The 16,275-nt window shown below is 61.7% G+C and carries 12 protein-coding genes; 4 read left to right on the forward strand and 8 right to left on the reverse strand.

Annotated elements, in window-relative coordinates; genetic code table 11:
• Window positions 1-15 precede the first annotated feature (15 nt).
• From mnmE to rpmH, 4 genes are all read right to left on the reverse strand, one after another.
• Window positions 16-1,434 carry a tRNA uridine-5-carboxymethylaminomethyl(34) synthesis GTPase MnmE gene (gene mnmE / locus AOG28_RS10425; RefSeq protein WP_054556375.1) on the reverse strand — a complete coding sequence of 473 codons (1,419 nt, stop codon included), beginning with the start codon at window positions 1,432-1,434 and terminating at the stop codon, window positions 16-18.
• A gap of 211 nt (window positions 1,435-1,645) precedes the next feature.
• A complete protein-coding gene (yidC, locus tag AOG28_RS10430) occupies window positions 1,646-3,310 on the reverse strand; it encodes a membrane protein insertase YidC (protein ID WP_054556376.1) in 1,665 nt (554 codons plus the stop codon).
• 119 nt (window positions 3,311-3,429) lie between these two features.
• Window positions 3,430-3,819: a ribonuclease P protein component gene (gene rnpA / locus AOG28_RS10435; RefSeq protein WP_052384306.1), complete on the reverse strand. Its 390-nt coding sequence runs from the start codon at window positions 3,817-3,819 to the stop codon at window positions 3,430-3,432.
• A gap of 11 nt (window positions 3,820-3,830) precedes the next feature.
• Window positions 3,831-3,965, reverse strand: a complete 135-nt coding sequence (rpmH, locus tag AOG28_RS10440) for a 50S ribosomal protein L34 (RefSeq protein WP_043331656.1) — start codon at window positions 3,963-3,965, stop codon at window positions 3,831-3,833.
• An 886-nt stretch (window positions 3,966-4,851) separates the two neighbouring features.
• On the opposite strand from rpmH, the gene dnaA reads away from it, so the two are divergent.
• The 4 genes from dnaA (at window position 4,852) to gyrB (ending at window position 11,287) form a co-directional block, all read left to right on the forward strand.
• A complete protein-coding gene (dnaA, locus tag AOG28_RS10445) occupies window positions 4,852-6,339 on the forward strand; it encodes a chromosomal replication initiator protein DnaA (protein WP_043331654.1) in 1,488 nt (495 codons plus the stop codon).
• A 145-nt stretch (window positions 6,340-6,484) separates the two neighbouring features.
• Entirely contained in the window at window positions 6,485-7,588 is a 1,104-nt protein-coding gene (dnaN, locus tag AOG28_RS10450; RefSeq protein ID WP_043331653.1) for a DNA polymerase III subunit beta, read from the forward strand.
• A gap of 176 nt (window positions 7,589-7,764) precedes the next feature.
• Window positions 7,765-8,850, forward strand: coding sequence for a DNA replication/repair protein RecF (gene recF, locus AOG28_RS10455; protein ID WP_054556377.1), 1,086 nt, complete (start codon window positions 7,765-7,767; stop codon window positions 8,848-8,850).
• Between the two features lie 19 nt (window positions 8,851-8,869).
• The gene (gyrB, locus tag AOG28_RS10460) at window positions 8,870-11,287 is read left to right on the forward strand and encodes a DNA topoisomerase (ATP-hydrolyzing) subunit B (protein ID WP_043331649.1); all 2,418 of its coding nucleotides are present in this window, start codon (window positions 8,870-8,872) and stop codon (window positions 11,285-11,287) included.
• 159 nt (window positions 11,288-11,446) lie between these two features.
• Here the strand turns inward: gyrB and AOG28_RS10465 are convergent, their stop codons facing one another.
• From AOG28_RS10465 to glyS, 4 genes are all read right to left on the reverse strand, one after another.
• Window positions 11,447-12,394, reverse strand: coding sequence for an alpha/beta hydrolase (locus AOG28_RS10465; protein ID WP_054556378.1), 948 nt, complete (start codon window positions 12,392-12,394; stop codon window positions 11,447-11,449).
• 155 nt (window positions 12,395-12,549) lie between these two features.
• Entirely contained in the window at window positions 12,550-13,062 is a 513-nt protein-coding gene (luxS, locus tag AOG28_RS10470) for an S-ribosylhomocysteine lyase (protein ID WP_043331647.1), read from the reverse strand.
• 137 nt (window positions 13,063-13,199) lie between these two features.
• Window positions 13,200-13,829, reverse strand: coding sequence for a D-glycero-beta-D-manno-heptose 1,7-bisphosphate 7-phosphatase (gene gmhB / locus AOG28_RS10475; protein WP_082388689.1), 630 nt, complete (start codon window positions 13,827-13,829; stop codon window positions 13,200-13,202).
• A gap of 376 nt (window positions 13,830-14,205) precedes the next feature.
• Window positions 14,206-16,275, reverse strand: a complete 2,070-nt coding sequence (gene glyS, locus AOG28_RS10480) for a glycine--tRNA ligase subunit beta (RefSeq protein ID WP_054556379.1) — start codon at window positions 16,273-16,275, stop codon at window positions 14,206-14,208.

Below are 16,275 nucleotides of genomic sequence, written 5' to 3' on the forward strand. Positions count from 1 at the left end.
GTCAGCTCGGTGCGATCACTTGCCGATGCAGAAGCTGCCGAAGATTTCCCCGAGCAGATCATCGGCGGAGAATTCGCCGGTGATCTCGGACAGCGCCATCTGGGCGGCGCGCAGGTCTTCGGCCAGCAGCTCGCCGGCACCGGCGCCATGCAGCTGGGCGTCGCCGTTGTCGAGAGATTCGCCAGCGCGCTCCAGCGCATCCAGGTGGCGGCGGCGGGCGCTGAAGCGCCCCTCTGCCGTGCCGGTGAAGCCCATGATGTCCTTGAGGTGATCACGCAGCGCATCGAGGCCCTGATTGTCGCGCGCCGAGATGCGCACCACGCTGGCCTGGTGGCGTGCCAGCTCGGCATCACCATTCTGCGTTGCGGTGATGGCGGTCAGCCCCGGCGTCTCGCCGCTGGTGTCGATCTTGTTGCGGACCAGCGTCAGGCGGGACGGGTCCGGCAGGCGCGCGACGAATTCCGGCCAGATCTCCATCGGGTCCGTCGCCGAGGTGGTCGCGGCATCGACCAGCAGCAGGACGCGGTCCGCCTTCTCGATCTCGTCCCAGGCGCGCTGCACGCCGATGCGCTCGACGGCGTCCGGCGTGTCGCGCAGCCCGGCGGTATCGATGATATGCAGTGGCATGCCGTCGAGATGGATGTGCTCACGCAGCACGTCGCGGGTGGTGCCTTCGATATCGGTGACGATGGCGGTGTCCTGCTCGGTCAGCGCATTGAGCAGGCTCGACTTGCCTGCATTCGGGCGGCCGGCGATCACCACCGTCATGCCTTCGCGCATCAGAGCGCCCTGGTTGGCAGCGGCTCGCACGCCCACCAGCTCGGCCTTGACCTCATTGAGGCGCGCCGCGACATGGCCGTCGGCCAGGAAGTCGATTTCCTCTTCGGGGAAGTCGATGGCGGCCTCGACGTAGATGCGCAGCTCGATCAGGCGCTGCACCAGCGCGCTGACGCGCGTCGAGAACTCGCCCTTGAGCGAGCGCAGCGCATTCTCGGCCGCCGCGCGTGAGCTGGCGTCGATCAGGTCGGCGATGGCCTCGGCCTGGGCGAGGTCCAGCTTGTCGTTCAGGAAGGCGCGCTCGCTGAATTCACCGGGGCGTGCCAGGCGTGCGCCCAGCTGTACGCAGCGCTCCAGCAGCAGGTCCATGATCACCGGGCCGCCGTGCCCTTGCAGCTCCAGCACGTCCTCGCCGGTGAAGGAATTCGGGCCCTGGAAGTAGAGCGCGATGCCTTCATCGAGGGCGATGGGGTTGCCCTGGGTATCGAGTCCCATGAAGGGGCCATAGTGGGCGCGGCGTGCCGGCGGGCATTGGCCCAGCATGGCCTGGGCGATGGCCTGACAGGCCGGACCGGAGACACGGATGATGCCGACGCCACCACGGCCGGGCGGAGTGGCCAGGGCCGCGATGGAGTCAGGCTGGTAGGCGGTAGACATGCACAAACCTCGGGCGCGAAGCCGGAATGAAGATGAAGGAGATAGCCGCTATTGTCGCGGCTGGAGGCCCGTGACAGCAAGCGGGGTGATGGGGGAAGGCGCCTTGCGGCGGGAGTGTCGGCGCAGCCCCCGGAATCAGGGCCCTGAAACGCCACGACCCCCGCCGAGGCGAGGGTCGTGGGTGAGTCATGTCAGGCGAACCTGAAAGGCATCATGCGCCTTTCTTGGTTGGCTCGGCATTCTCGATCTGACGGGTGATGACGTACTGCTGAGCGATCGACAGCGTGTTGTTGACGATCCAGTACAGCACCAGACCTGCCGGGAACCACAGGAAGAAGAAGGTGAAGACGATCGGCAGCATCTTCATGATCTTCGCCTGGGTGGGGTCCGGAGGTGTCGGGTTCAGCTGCTGCTGGATGAACATCGTCAGGCCCATGATGATCGGCAGGATGAACAGCGGGTCCTTCACTGACAGATCCTGGATCCACAGCATGAACGGCGCGTGGCGCAGTTCGACGGATTCCATCAGCATCCAGTACAGGGCGATGAAGACCGGCATCTGGATCACGATCGGCAGACAGCCACCCAGCGGATTGATCTTCTCCGTCTGGTAGAACTTCATCATCTCCTGCGAGACCTTCTGGCGGTCGCTGCCGTACTTCTCCTTGATGCGTTGCATCTCGGGGCCCATCTTGCGCATCTTGGCCATCGAGCGGTACGCGGTCGCGGACAGCGGGAACAGTACGACCTTGACCAGAACGGTCAGCAGGATGATGGAGGCACCCCAGTTGCCGACCAGCGCGTGGATGTGCTCCAGCAGCCAGAACAGCGGGTTGGCCAGGAACCACAGCCAGCCGAAGTCGACGACCAGTTCCAGGTAGGGAGCGGTCGCTTCCAGCTGGTCCTGATCCTTCGGGCCGACGAACAGGGTCGCGCCGAGCTCAGCCTGCTGACCCGCGGCGATCTGGGTCGTCGGGCTCGCGAAGGCGGCGACATTGCGGTTCTGTTTGTCGACGTTGGCGTAGTAGAGGTTCTTCTGGTTGTCAGCCGGCACCCAGGCAGACACGAAGTAATGCTGGATCATGGACACCCAGCCACCCTGGACGTCGACATTCTTGAAGCTGCCGTCCTGGATGTCTTCGAAATCGACCTTCTGGTAGTGGTTCTCTTCAGAAGAGAACGCCGCACCCAGATAGGACTTCATGCCCATGCCGCCACCGGAGGTCGGGTCCGCGCTGTTGTCACGGGCCAGCTGACCGATGAAGCGAGCATTGACCGGCTGCTGTGACTGGTTGTCCAGCAGGTAGTCGACCTTGATCTGGTAGCTGTCCTGGCTGACGGTGAAGCGCTTGATGACCGCAACACCATTGATGTCGGCCTTCAGGTCCACTTGCAGACTGTCGTCACCCTCGGCAAGGCTGTAGCTGTTGCTGTCGGCAGAGAAGGCGATACGGCCCTTGTGGCCATCCAGCTGCAGGCCGGACTTGGCCACGTAGCTGCGTGACTGATTGTCGGACAGCAGTACGAAGGGCGACTCGGAAGCGTTGTTCTGCTTGTGCTCGAGCAGCGCTGCATAGACCACGTCACCGCCCTGCGGATCGATACGCAGGTCCAGCACGTCAGTCTTGACTTCAATCAGGTTGTTGCTCGGGGTGCTTGCTGCGCTATCCGGCGTGGAGAGGCCGGTATCGCCATTGGCAGTCGTGCTGCTGCTTGGGGCTTCAAGGCCTTGCGCAGTGGCATTGGCGGCCTGAGAGGCAACCTGGGGAGCCTGTGTTTCCGCAGCCGGCTGGTCGTAGTCCTTGTTCCACTGGACCACCATCAGATAGGCGACAACCGCAAGCGGAATCACGAGGAGTAATCGTTTGACGTCCATGGTGTATACCCGTTGGAGGGTGAATCAATCTGGCGGGGAGTCAGATGAGTCCGGTCACGAACGGTAGGGCGTATAACGAAAAAAACGCCACATGCCGGACGCACCGGGCAGGTGTCGCGTCAGGCAGGTGGCGTTGACTTGGCCGCTTTCTGGCGTCTGGCGTCCTTCTCCAGACGAGCCCACATGCCGTCCAGCTGGCGATGCAGAGTCTCGTTGTCCAGCTCGGTCACGCCTCGCTTGGCCAGTACGACGATGTCGACGGCCGGAAGGCGCTGCTGGCGGAGGCGAATGGATTCGCGCGTCAGACGTTTGAGGCGGTTGCGATCTACGGCACGGCGCACGTTCTTCTTGCTGAACACCAACCCCAGGCGGGCATGTCCCAGGTCATTCGGACACGCCAGGGCCAGAAGCCCCTTGCCGTGTACCTTGAGGGTGGTGTGATCGAAGACGTGCCGGTAATCCCCGGCAGTCAGCAAGCGAAGCTGCCGGGGAAATCCCTGACGGGACATCCGGGCCTCGATCAGGCGCTCAGACGCTTACGGCCTTTCGCACGACGACGCTGGATGACCTCACGGCCACCTTTGGTCGCCATACGAGCACGGAAACCGTGTGTGCGCTTGCGCTTCAGGACGCTCGGCTGAAATGTGCGTTTCATAGCTGCTTCTTCCCACGTGGTTGTTTGGAAAAGGTCAACGAATGTTGCCCTGTATCCACATGAGGACAGGGCAGATTGGTCAGGGGCAGGGATTCTAGTGAATCTGCAAGTGGCTTGCAATGTCGCGTTGGAAGTTGTCCACAGCCCGTTCGCGGCATTTGACGACAGATATCGTCTACGCCGCCCGCCATATGGCGCTTCGTGTCTCACGCGGATCACGCGCAAGACAGGCCTTCGGGCACAAAAAAATTCGAGTTGGCGTCCTTGAGCCAACAGGCACCGCTCGCCAGGCAAGCGATCAGCGCTTTTTCAGCGCTCAGTGGGGCTGAGTGATTGGCATTGCCCGCCATGGCGATGCACGGGAAGGCGCAAGTCTTGTGTTCGGTCGTGAGCCTCAAGGATTCGCGTTTCTGGCGAGTGGCTGTGCACTTTCGACCCTGGCGTGTCAGGCGCGCCGAAAAGTCGCAGTGGATAACCCGGGATTCTGCCGACGCGATCACAGCCCCTCGCACCTCGCGTGATTCGAAGATCGCGGGTCTGCTGTCATTACTACAAGGAAGTAGTTCTGAATAACTAATAACTATTAAGGAAGGCAGTTGCTGTGGGTAACCTGTTTTTTCCTATCTTGCTCAATTGCATGTCGATAGGACAGCTCTGGCGATAAGTGGTGGGCAACCTGCATTCAGCCTGTGCATGGCCATGTGCATAACTGTCGTCTTGTCCACAGTCGAAATCTTGTACGCGGATGCTCCCCAGCCTGTCCCGATGCGGATACTTGAAGAATACCGATGTTGTCCACAGTGCTTTTTGCGGCAGATGTCGTGTGGATAACTCGTGGCTTGGCCTATACAATGGCCGCCCCTTCGACAACTGGATGTGAGGTCGCGTGTCGCTCGCACTTTGGCAACAATGTCTTGACGCCCTGCAAGACGAGCTGAATTCACAGCAGTTCAATACCTGGGTTCGTCCCCTGCAGGCTGAGGAAGGCGACAGCGGAGAGCTGTGCCTGCTCGCCCCCAACCGCTTCGTGCGTGATTGGGTCAATGACAAGTACCTCAAACGAATTCACGAGCTGCTGCGTGAGCTGGCACCGGGCAAGCCGCCCAAGGTCGAGCTGAGCGTCGGTAGCCGCCGGACCGTCTCGAACCCGCGTCCGGAAGGCGCGGCTGCGTCGCCGGTATCTGCTCAGGCGCAAGCGCCGGGCCAGATGCCGAGCCCGCGTGCCCCTTCCGTGCATACGCCGCCGCGGGGCAATTTCGCGGAAGAGCGTGAGATGGCCGGCGATGGCGCCCGGGAACAGGCACCGCGTCGCAACACGCGCCAGGTGCAGGTAGAAGGTAGCCTCAAGCATTCCAGTGGCCTGAATCCGAACTTCACCTTCGAAACCTTTGTCGAAGGCAAGTCCAACCAGCTGGCCCGCGCGGCCTCGCGTCAGGTCTCCGAGAATCCCGGCGGCGCCTACAACCCGCTGTTCCTGTATGGCGGCGTGGGTCTGGGCAAGACCCACCTGATGCACGCGGTGGGCAATCATCTGGCCAAGCAGGGCGGCGAGAATGCCAAGGTGGTCTACCTGCATTCCGAGCGCTTCGTGGCGGACATGGTCAAGGCGCTGCAGCTCAACGCCATCAATGACTTCAAGCGTTTCTACCGTTCGGTGGATGCGCTGCTGATCGATGACATCCAGTTCTTCGCTGGCAAGGAGCGCTCCCAGGAGGAGTTCTTCCACACCTTCAATGCGTTGCTCGAGGGCGGTCAGCAGATGATCCTGACCTCGGACCGCTATCCGAAGGAGATCAATGGGGTCGAGGAGCGTCTCAAGTCACGCTTCGGCTGGGGGTTGACCGTCGCCATCGAGCCGCCGGAGCTCGAGACGCGCGTCGCGATCCTGATGAAGAAGGCCGATCAGGCCAAGGTCGATCTGCCTCACGATGCCGCCTTCTTCATCGCGCAGAAGATCCGCTCCAACGTGCGCGAGCTGGAAGGTGCCTTGAAGAAGGTCATCGCCGACTCCCACTTCATGGGCCGCGCGATCAATCAGGACTTCATCCGTGAATCCCTGAAGGACCTGCTGGCACTGCAGGACAAGCAGGTGGGTGTGGACAACATCCAGCGCACCGTGGCCGAGTACTACAAGATCAAGATTTCCGATCTTCACTCCAAGCGTCGCTCGCGCTCCGTCGCCCGTCCGCGTCAGGTCGCGATGGCGCTCGCCAAGGAGCTGACCAACCACAGCCTGCCGGAAATCGGCGATGCCTTCGGTGGGCGAGACCACACTACGGTGCTGCATGCCTGTCGCAAGGTGGCCTCGCTGCGTGAAGAGAACGCCGATATCCGCGAGGACTACAAGAATCTGCTGCGTCTGTTGACCAGCTGATCGAATTGCAGCGGCAGGTCGGGTTGGCGACAATCACGCTATCGGCCTGCTGTGCTCCGGGCTTGCCTGTCGCGGCCCCGAATTTCTTTTGCGTGCGCGCTGCCTGTCAGCGAGCATTGCCCCGTTTCCAGAGAGTGGAGTCTCCATGAAATTTGCCATTTCGCGTGAAGCCCTGCTGCGCCCGCTGTCCCTGGTGGCGGGTGTCGTCGAGCGTCGCCAGACACTGCCGGTGCTGTCCAATGTGCTGCTTGAAGTGTCCGATCAGCAGCTGTCGCTGACCGGGACTGACCTTGAGGTCGAGCTGATCGGGCGCGTCGAGCCCAGCCGTGTCGATGAGCCGGGTTCCGCGACGGTGCCGGCGCGCAAGCTGATGGATATCTGCAAGTCACTGCCCGAAGGCAGCGAGATCATTCTCGCGCTGGAAGAAGGGCGTGCCATTCTGCGCAGCGGTCGTTCACGCTTCACCCTGTCGACCTTGCCGGTGGCCGAGTTCCCTAACATCGATGATGGCCAGGGCGATATCACCGTCAGCCTGCCGCGCGGCACCCTCAAGCATCTGATCGACGCGACCTCCTTCGCGATGGCGCAACAGGATGTCCGGTATTACCTCAACGGCATGCTGCTGGAACTGACCAGCAACCTGGTGCGTACCGTGGCGACCGATGGTCACCGCCTGGCCGTCTGTGAGCAGGCCGCTGACATCAGCGTGCCGGAAGCGCAGAAGCTGATCATCCCGCGCAAGGGTATCCTTGAGCTGACTCGCCTGCTCGATGGCAGCAACGAGCTGATGACATTGACTGTCAGCGGGACGCACGTGCGTGCCCAGACCGGCGACTTCACCTTCACCTCCAAACTGGTGGACGGCAAGTTCCCGGATTACGAGCGCGTTGTCCCGCGTGGCGGTGACAAGGTCATCGTGGCCGAGCGTGCCGAGCTGCGTCAGGTACTGTCGCGCACCGCGATCCTCTCCAACGAGAAGTACCGTGGCGTGCGTCTCTATCTGGAGGCCGGCAACCTGCGTGTGCTGGCCAACAACCCCGAGCAGGAAGAGGCCGAAGAGAATATTGCCCTTGATTATCAAGGGGCTGGCCTCGAGATCGGCTTCAACGTCGGTTACCTGATCGATGTGCTGGGAGTGCTGGATGCCGATCGTGTGCAGCTGACGCTTTCCGATGCCAACAGCTCAGCGCTGCTGGAAGAGCCGGGTGGCGGCGATGCGCGTTACGTAGTAATGCCGATGCGTCTGTAATATCGTAATTTCTATTTAAATCAGTATCTTGAATCGTAATTGTGGCGCAATTGACGCGCGCAATCGCAGAATGAGCCTCGACAACACCCGCCATTTTCACTCCTGAATGGCGGGTGTTGTCGTATTTGAGCCCCGAAGGCGGCCATGGCTCTATTTCTCTATCGAATGAGGCCGTCATGGCGCTTGAACGACTCCAATTCCAGAATCTGCGCAACCTGGCGACAGTCGATATGGCGCCGGGAAAAGGGGTGAATCTGGTCAGTGGTGCCAATGGCAGTGGCAAGTCGAGTCTGCTGGAAGGTATCCATGTGCTGGGGCTGGCGCGCTCTTTCCGCACGCACAAGCTCAAGCATGCCATTGCGCATGGCACGGCGGGAATGACGCTGTTTGGCCGCCTGGCGGGCGATCCGCCGCGCCCCCTGGGGGTAAGGCGTGATCAGGCCGCAGATGGGCTGGAGATGCGGCTGGATGGCGAGAAGGTCGAGCGAGTCGCCCAGCTGGCTCAGGCCTTGCCGTTGCAGCTGATCAACCCTGATGCCTTCCGGTTGCTGGAGGGTTCACCCTCTGCCCGACGTGAGTTCCTCGATTGGGGTGTGTTTCACGTGAAACACGACTTCTTCGACGTCTGGCGCCGCGTGCGTCGGGCGCTCAAACATCGGAACGCACTGCTCAGGCATGGTAAGATGGACGTTCAGGCACTTAACGTCTGGGATCGAGAGTTTGCTCACTGGAGCGAGCGTCTTGATGCCCTGCGCATGGAATATATGCAGGCGCTGGCGCCTCTGTTTCAAGCCACGCTTGCCGAGCTGATTGATTTGCCCGAGCTGACTCTGCGCTATCAGCGCGGTTGGGATGCCAAGCGCCCTCTGGGCGACGTGCTGGCAGCAGGGCGCGACAGTGATAGCCATATGGGCTTTACCCAGACTGGCCCACAACGCGCCGACTTGCGTATTCGCCTGGGGCGACGCCCTGCAGTCGAGGTGTTGTCTCGCGGCCAGCAGAAGCTGGTGGTCAGCGCTCTCAAGCTGGCTCAGGGTCGCTTGCTCGAAGAAATGAACGGACGTACCTGTGTCTACCTGATCGACGATCTGCCGGCGGAACTGGATGGCGAGCATCGCCGTCTGTTCTGCCAGCTGTTGGCAGGCCTCGAGTGCCAGGTCTTCGTGACCTGCGTCGAACCCGAAACATTGGATCGGGTATGGTTGCCGAACACTGATGTCAGGATGTTTCACGTGGAACACGGGCGACTGCACACGGAATGATTTCACGACGGAGAAGCCAATGAGCGAACAGGCTTACGACTCATCAAGCATCAAGGTCCTCAAGGGCCTGGATGCCGTACGCAAGCGCCCCGGCATGTATATCGGTGATACCGATGACGGCACGGGGCTGCATCATATGGTGTTCGAGCTGGTGGATAACTCCATCGACGAGGCGCTGGCCGGTCACTGTAGCGAAGTCCGGGTCGTTATCCATGCCGACGAGTCAGTTTCCGTCAGCGACAACGGTCGTGGTGTGCCGACCGAGATCCATGAAGAGGAAGGCGTCAGCGCAGCGGAAGTCATCATGACCGTGCTGCACGCAGGCGGTAAGTTCGATGACAACTCCTACAAGGTCTCCGGCGGTTTGCACGGTGTGGGTGTCTCGGTCGTCAACGCGCTATCCGAAGAGCTCAAGCTGACCATCTGGCGTCAGGGCAATGTCCACGAGCAGATCTATCGCCATGGCGAGCCGCAGTCGCCGCTGGGCATCGTGGGCCAGACCGAGAAGACCGGTACCCTGGTACGCTTCAAGCCTTCCCCGCTGACCTTTGCCAATATCGAATTCCACTACGAGATTCTGGCCAAGCGTCTGCGCGAGCTGTCCTTCCTGAACTCCGGTGTCGCCATCCGTCTGATTGACGAGCGCAGCGGCAAGGAAGAGCTGTTCCATTACGAAGGTGGCCTCAAGGCGTTTGTTGACCATATCAACACCAACAAGGCGCCCTTGAATCCGGTGTTCCATTTCGAGATGGAGCGCGAGGATGGCATTGCCGTCGAAGTGGCGATGCAGTGGAATGAAGGTTTCGCCGAGAATATCTTCTGCTACACCAACAATATTCCTCAGCGCGATGGCGGGACGCACCTGGCCGGTTTCCGTGCGGCACTGACGCGTACGCTCAATAGCTATATTGAGGCGGAAGGTCTGCTCAAGAAATCCAAGGTCGGTACGACCGGGGATGATGCCCGTGAAGGTCTGACCGCGATCATCTCGGTCAAGGTACCGGACCCGAAGTTCTCCTCGCAGACCAAGGACAAGCTGGTCTCTTCCGAGGTCAAGACAGCCGTCGAGCAGGAAATGGGCCGTCTGTTCTCCGAGTATCTGATCGAGAAGCCCAACGAAGCCAAGGGCATCGTCAACAAGATGCTGGATGCGGCGCGGGCGCGTGAAGCTGCGCGCAAGGCGCGTGATATGACGCGTCGCAAGGGCGCTCTGGATATCGCAGGCCTGCCGGGCAAGCTGGCTGACTGTCAGGAGAAGGACCCGAGTCTCTCCGAACTGTACCTGGTCGAGGGTGATTCCGCTGGTGGCTCTGCCAAGCAGGGGCGTGATCGTCGTACCCAGGCGATCCTGCCGCTGAAGGGCAAGATCCTCAACGTAGAGAAGGCGCGCTTCGACAAGATGCTGTCGTCTGCCGAGGTTGGCACGCTGATCACCGCGCTGGGTTGCGGTATCGGTCGTGAAGAGTTCAACCCCGACAAGCTGCGCTATCACTCCGTCATCATCATGACGGATGCGGACGTCGATGGTTCGCACATCCGTACGCTGCTGCTGACCTTCTTCTTCCGTCAGATGCCGGAGCTGATCGAGCGCGGTCATATCTTCATTGCCCAGCCGCCGCTCTACAAGATCAAGCGTGGCAAGCATGAGCAGTATCTGAAGGACGAGCAGGCGCTGCAGGACTATCTGACTGCCACGGCGCTGGACGGCGGCAAGCTGCACGTCAACGCTGATGCCCCGGGTATCGCCGGCGCTCAGCTGGAAGCACTGGTCAACCAGTATCGTGGCGTGATGAAGCGTATCGATCGTCTGGCGCGTGTCTATCCGTCTGCCGTGCTGCGCAAGATCGTGCACGCTCCGCATCTGGATGAGGCCGCTCTCGCGGACCAGTCTCAGGTGCAAGGCTGGATCGACGGTCTCCAGAAGGAAATGGATGACCTGATTGCCTATGAGGGTGGCCCGCACTACAGCTTCACTCTCAGCCACGACGGCGAGCGCAATCTCTATCTGCCGGCGGTGACGCTGACGGCACATGGTGTCAGCAGCGATTACCTGTGGGATGTCGATTTCTTCAAGTCCGCCGACTACCGCGAGATGAGTGAACTGGGCAACATGCTGGAAGGCCTGCTGGAAGTCGGCAGCTACGTCTCGCGCGGTGAGCGCAAGAAGGAAGTCGTCACCTTCTACGAAGCCCTCGACTGGCTGATGAAGGAAGCGGCACGTGGCTTCAGCATCCAGCGCTACAAGGGGCTGGGCGAGATGAACCCGGATCAGCTGTGGGAAACCACCATGGATCCGGAGTCCCGTCGCATGCTGCGTGTGACCGTCGAGGATGCGATCGGTGCCGATCAGATGTTCAACACCCTGATGGGTGATGAAGTCGAACCGCGCCGTGACTTCATCGAGCGCTTCGCGCTGGTGGCCAACCTCGACGTTTGATGGCGTTGAGCTAGCGCTTGACGGATGTCTTGCCAAGCCGGGCTAGAAAAACGGCCCCTGATCTTCGATCAGGGGCCGTTTTTGCATGTGCGTGTTGCCGCAGTCTAGAGCAAGGACAACCGCGAGGGGCTCGGCTCGGTCGCGGCCGAGCGTGTCGTCTCAGCCGGGCGTGTCGTCCTGATCGGTGCATTGCTCGGCCAGCCAGGCGGTGATTCGCTCTGCCGTGATGGAGGACGTCGCAAGCCCCAGGTGATCGATTGCCTCGAGGACTTCCACCTGCGCCGCGGGGTGGTGGGGTTGCAGACATTGAGCAAGGCGCTCGGCATGAAACGCCTCGTCATGCTCGCCGATCAGCGCCAGCACTGGCAGCTGATGATAGGCGAGCGCCTTGAGGTCACCCTGATAGTCGCGAGGATTGAGGCCTGTCATCAAGCGCCACGAGTAGGCGTCGGTGGTATGTGCATCGCGGTACTCTGGCGGGATATTGAAGCCGAGGACCTCAATATGATCCAGGCGATGGATGCCGAGCCGATTCAGGAGTGCGCAGGCCAGCATCCGTGCGATGCGTGGCTGTGCCCAGCGCGAATCACGGCGCATGTTGGGCGCGAGATGATGCAGGTACGGTGCCAGCAATATCACGCCGTGCAGCGGTATCTCGGCACGCTGGCGCTGGCAGACAGCGGCCGAGAAGCGCAGTGCCAGGCCGCCTCCGGCAGAGTGGCCAGCGACAATGACTCTGGCATCGGCTGGTAGCTCGAGCGACAGGATCAGGTCCTCGAGATCTTCCTCGAGCTGGAGCAGGTGATCGATATCGCCGCGTCGCTGCGGGGCTGGGCCGTGGCCGCGCAAGTCCGGCGTATGCACATGATGACCGGCCTCAGCCAGGCGCGTTGCCAGCGATGCGAGATAACGGCTGTCAGCGCTGGAGCCATGCAGCAGGATGAGGTGTGAGCGGCCCCCTGACATGCCTGTTGCGGGATAATGGCGACAGCCCAGGCTGCTGTCATCGCGGCAGCGGTAGGGGACGAGTTCATTCGGCGCTGACCACGCTTCCTTGTCTGCCAGGAAGGTCGTGAAATCAAAGGCATGGCTGCTGGAATCTGGCATTGGCTACACTCGCTCGGATGTCACGTCATGAAAAAAGCCCGCTATCTGAACCGGTCAGATAGCAGGCTTTTTCGCTCAAGTGCTCGGCGCACTCGACAGGCTGATCAAGCCTGGTGCCTCAAGGCTCGATGTCTCAAGGCTTGCTGCCTCAAGACTCAGTGCGCCTGATTGAGGAAGCCTTCATCCAGCTTCAGCTCGTCATTGCGGTTGACGCCGATATCGCGGGACAGGATGTTGCTGGCGATCTGCTTGGCTTCTTCCAGAGAGTGCATCTGTGCGGTGCCGCACTGATAGACGTTGAGCTCCGGAATCTCTTCCTGACGCGCCACGTTGAGCACGTCCTGCATGGCAGCAGACCAGGCAGCGGCAACGCGAGCTTCTTCCGGTTCACCGATCAGGCTCATGTAGAAGCCGGTACGGCAACCCATCGGTGAGATATCGATGATCTCGACGTCATCACCGTTGAGGTGCTCGCGCATGAAGCCGGCGAACAGGTGCTCGAGGGTGTGAATGCCTTTCTCGGAGAGAATCTCTTCATTCGGCACGCAGAAGCGCAGGTCGAAGACGGTGATGTTGTCGCCTTTCGGGGTGCCCATCTTCTTGGCCACGCGCACGGCAGGCGCCTTCATGATGGTGTGATCGACAGTGAAGCTATCCAGCAGTGGCATGTGAAGCCTCCAGCATGAGGAAGTGAGACAGGCAGGCAGTTGCCCGCCCGGATTCATGTCTGAAGGGTAGCATATCGCCGCTACTGATTAGAGAGGCAAGCGCGCCGTGCGCAGGGTTCTCGCCGGGCAGGCGCGCCTCACAGATAGCTTTCGGCAGCGGCTTCACAGCTCACGCAGCGGCGCTGGGACTTTCCCGGCTCACCATCCGACATGGGGTGGTTGAGCTCACCATCGAGCAGGCGGTTGGTGAAGTCGGCCAGGTTGGCCACTACCAGCACGTCCTTGAGTCCCTCGCCATTTGCCAGCGTCTTCTGGCCCTTGCCGGTCATTACCAGCGCGGCGCGACAGCCGGCCTTCTGGCCCGCGATGAGGTCACGCAGGCTGTCACCCAGCATCCAGGCACCGTCAAAATCAGGAATCTGCAGGGCATCCTGGATCTGGTGGAGCAGACCGGGTTCGGGCTTGCGGCAATCGCAGCCGTCGTCCGGGCCATGCGGGCAGTAGGCAATGTGAGCGATATCGCCACCGGCTTCCTTCACCAGCTGCATCATCTTGGTGTGCATCTGGTCGAGTTCGCGGTGGCCGAAATGGCCACGGGCGATGCCGGACTGATTGGTCGCCACGGCCACGGTATAGCCAGCGCGGGTCAGGCGGGCGATGGCCTGGATGGAAGTGGGGTATTCGATCCACTCCTCGGCGTTCTTGACGAAGGCATCGGAGTCTTCATTGATGACACCATCACGGTCGAGCACGATCAGTTTTTGCATGGTCAACTCTTCACTTCAGGGCAGTCAGGGGCGTCAGCCGGGCTGCTTGTCAGGGGTCGCCGCTTTGCCTGGAAAATTGTGAGCCGAGTCACAAGATGACGCTCGCACGTGGGGATGGGCAAATGGCGCCGAGTGGTCGAAGTGCGTGGTGCGACAGGCTGCCGCGCTTTTCGAACACTGTTTCTATACTGGAATACTAGTGCGACCTAGGTAGGGGATCAAGGCAGAAATTGTGACATCGCTGCCGTGTTGCGTGAAATCCTGTCACGCAACACGGCATTTCGGGACCCCGGATGCAAAAGAACCCCGCCGTGGCGGGGTTCTTTTGCAGCGACTGCGAGTTACCGATGTCAGGGACAGCGTGGATCGGCAGTTCTTATTGGGTCAGCAGACTGATGTCGGCCACACCCATGAATAGGCCTTGCAGACTGGCCAGCATCGCCAGACGATTGGCGCGCACGGCGGCATCGTCGGCGTTGACCATCACCTGATCGAAGAAGGCATCGACCGGCTCGCGCAGGCTGGCCAGTGCATCGAGAGCCTCCTGGTAGCGCGCTGCGGCGAACAGCGGTGCCACTTCCGCGCCACGTGCCGTCAGGGCGTCTGCCAGTGCCTGCTCGGCCGGCTCGCTCAACAGGCTCGCATCCACCTCGGTGCGACCATCGTGCTCGGCCTTGGCGAGGATGTTGGAGACGCGCTTGTTGGCTGCAGCCAGGGCAGCGGCTTCCGGGCGTTCGCCGAAGGCGTGCACGGCACGCAGACGACGCGCGAAGTCCAGCGGATTGCTGATCTTCAGGGTACGCACGGCCAGGTACAGTTCGGCACCCATGCCTTCATCGCTGGCCCAGGCGCGGAAGCGATCGAGCATGTACTCGAGCACGTCCTCGACCAGTCCTTCGGCCTTGGGCAGATCACGATGCTGCTCGGCGCTGACGGTCAGCAGCTCGCGCAGGTCGAGGTCCAGCTCACCCTTGATCAGGATGTTGAGCACCCCGATGGTGGCGCGACGCAGTGCGAACGGGTCCTTGGCGCCGGTCGGACGCTGACCGATGCCGAAGATGCCGGTCAGGGTGTCGAGGCGGTCGGCCAGGGCAATCGCCATGCCGGCCTTGGTCGTGGGGATCGCATCGCCGGCGAAGCGCGGCAGATACTGTTCTTCCAGCGCGAGAGCGACGGTGGCATCTTCGCCATCGTGACGGGCGTAGTAGTGGCCCATGATGCCCTGCAGTTCCGGGAACTCCAGCACCATCTCGGTGACCAGGTCGGTCTTGGCCAGCTGTGCGGCACGTGCGGCGTGGTCGACATCGGCACCGATGCGTTCCGCGATGTGGCGTGCCACGGCTTCGCTGCGACGGGCCTTCTCGGCCATGCTGCCCAGCTTCTGCTGGAAGACGACGCTCTCGAGCTTCTCGCGACGCGATTCCAGCGTGCTGCGCAGGTCGGTCTCGTAGAAGAAGGCGGCATCGCCCAGACGCGGACGAATCACCTTCTCGTTACCGGAGATGACCTGTTGCGGGTCCTTGCTCTCGATATTGGAGATGGTGATGAAGGCCGGCTTGAGCTTGCCGTCGTTGTCCAGCAGGTGGAAGTACTTCTGGTTGGCCTTCATGGAGGAGATCAGACATTCCGCCGGCACTTCCAGGAAGCGCTCGTCGAAGGTGCCAGTCAGTGCCACCGGCCATTCCACGAGGCCGTTGACCTCGTTGAGCAGGGCTTCCTCGATGACGGCGTTGGCACCATAGACTTCCGCTTCGGCCTGGACCTGTTCACGGATACGCTCACGGCGCACCTCACGGTTGGCCAGCACGCGGGCATCTTCCAGCGCGTCGAGGTAGTCCTCGGCGTGCGCCAGCGTGATGGCCTGCGGCGCATGGAAGCGGTGGCCGAAGGTGGTGCGACCGGAGTCGAGGCCGAGCACGCTGGCCTCGATCACTTCGCTGCCGTAGAGCGCGACCAGCCAATGCACCGGACGCGAGAACTCGATGCGTGAGGCACCCCAGCGCATGTTCTTCGGCACCGGCAGGCGAGCCACGACCTGCTCCAGCATGGTCGGCAGCAGGGCGGAGAGATGCTCGCCCGGCTGGGTGTGACGATAGCCGAGCCAGGTGCCCTTGTCGGTTTCCAGCTCGATCAGATCACTGACTTCGACGCCGCAGGAGCGGGCGAAGCCCTGCACCGCACGGGTCGGTTCGCCATCCTTGAAGGCGGCGGCCTTGGCCGGTCCGCGCTTCTCGATCTCGCGGTCCGGCTGGCGCTCGGCCAGGGATTCGATCATCACCGCCAGACGACGCGGTGTGGCGTAGGCACGTACCTGACCGAAGGCGACTTCGGCGTCGCGCAGGCCATCGGCGAGGCCGTTGGCGAGGCTGTCAGCGAGTGCGTCGATGGCGCCCGGCGGCAGTTCTTCGCAGCCCAGTTCGATCAGCAGGGTATTCACGGAGGCCAT

The organism is Cobetia sp. UCD-24C (assembly GCF_001306765.1).
Classification (GTDB): Bacteria; Pseudomonadota; Gammaproteobacteria; order Pseudomonadales; family Halomonadaceae; genus Cobetia; species Cobetia amphilecti.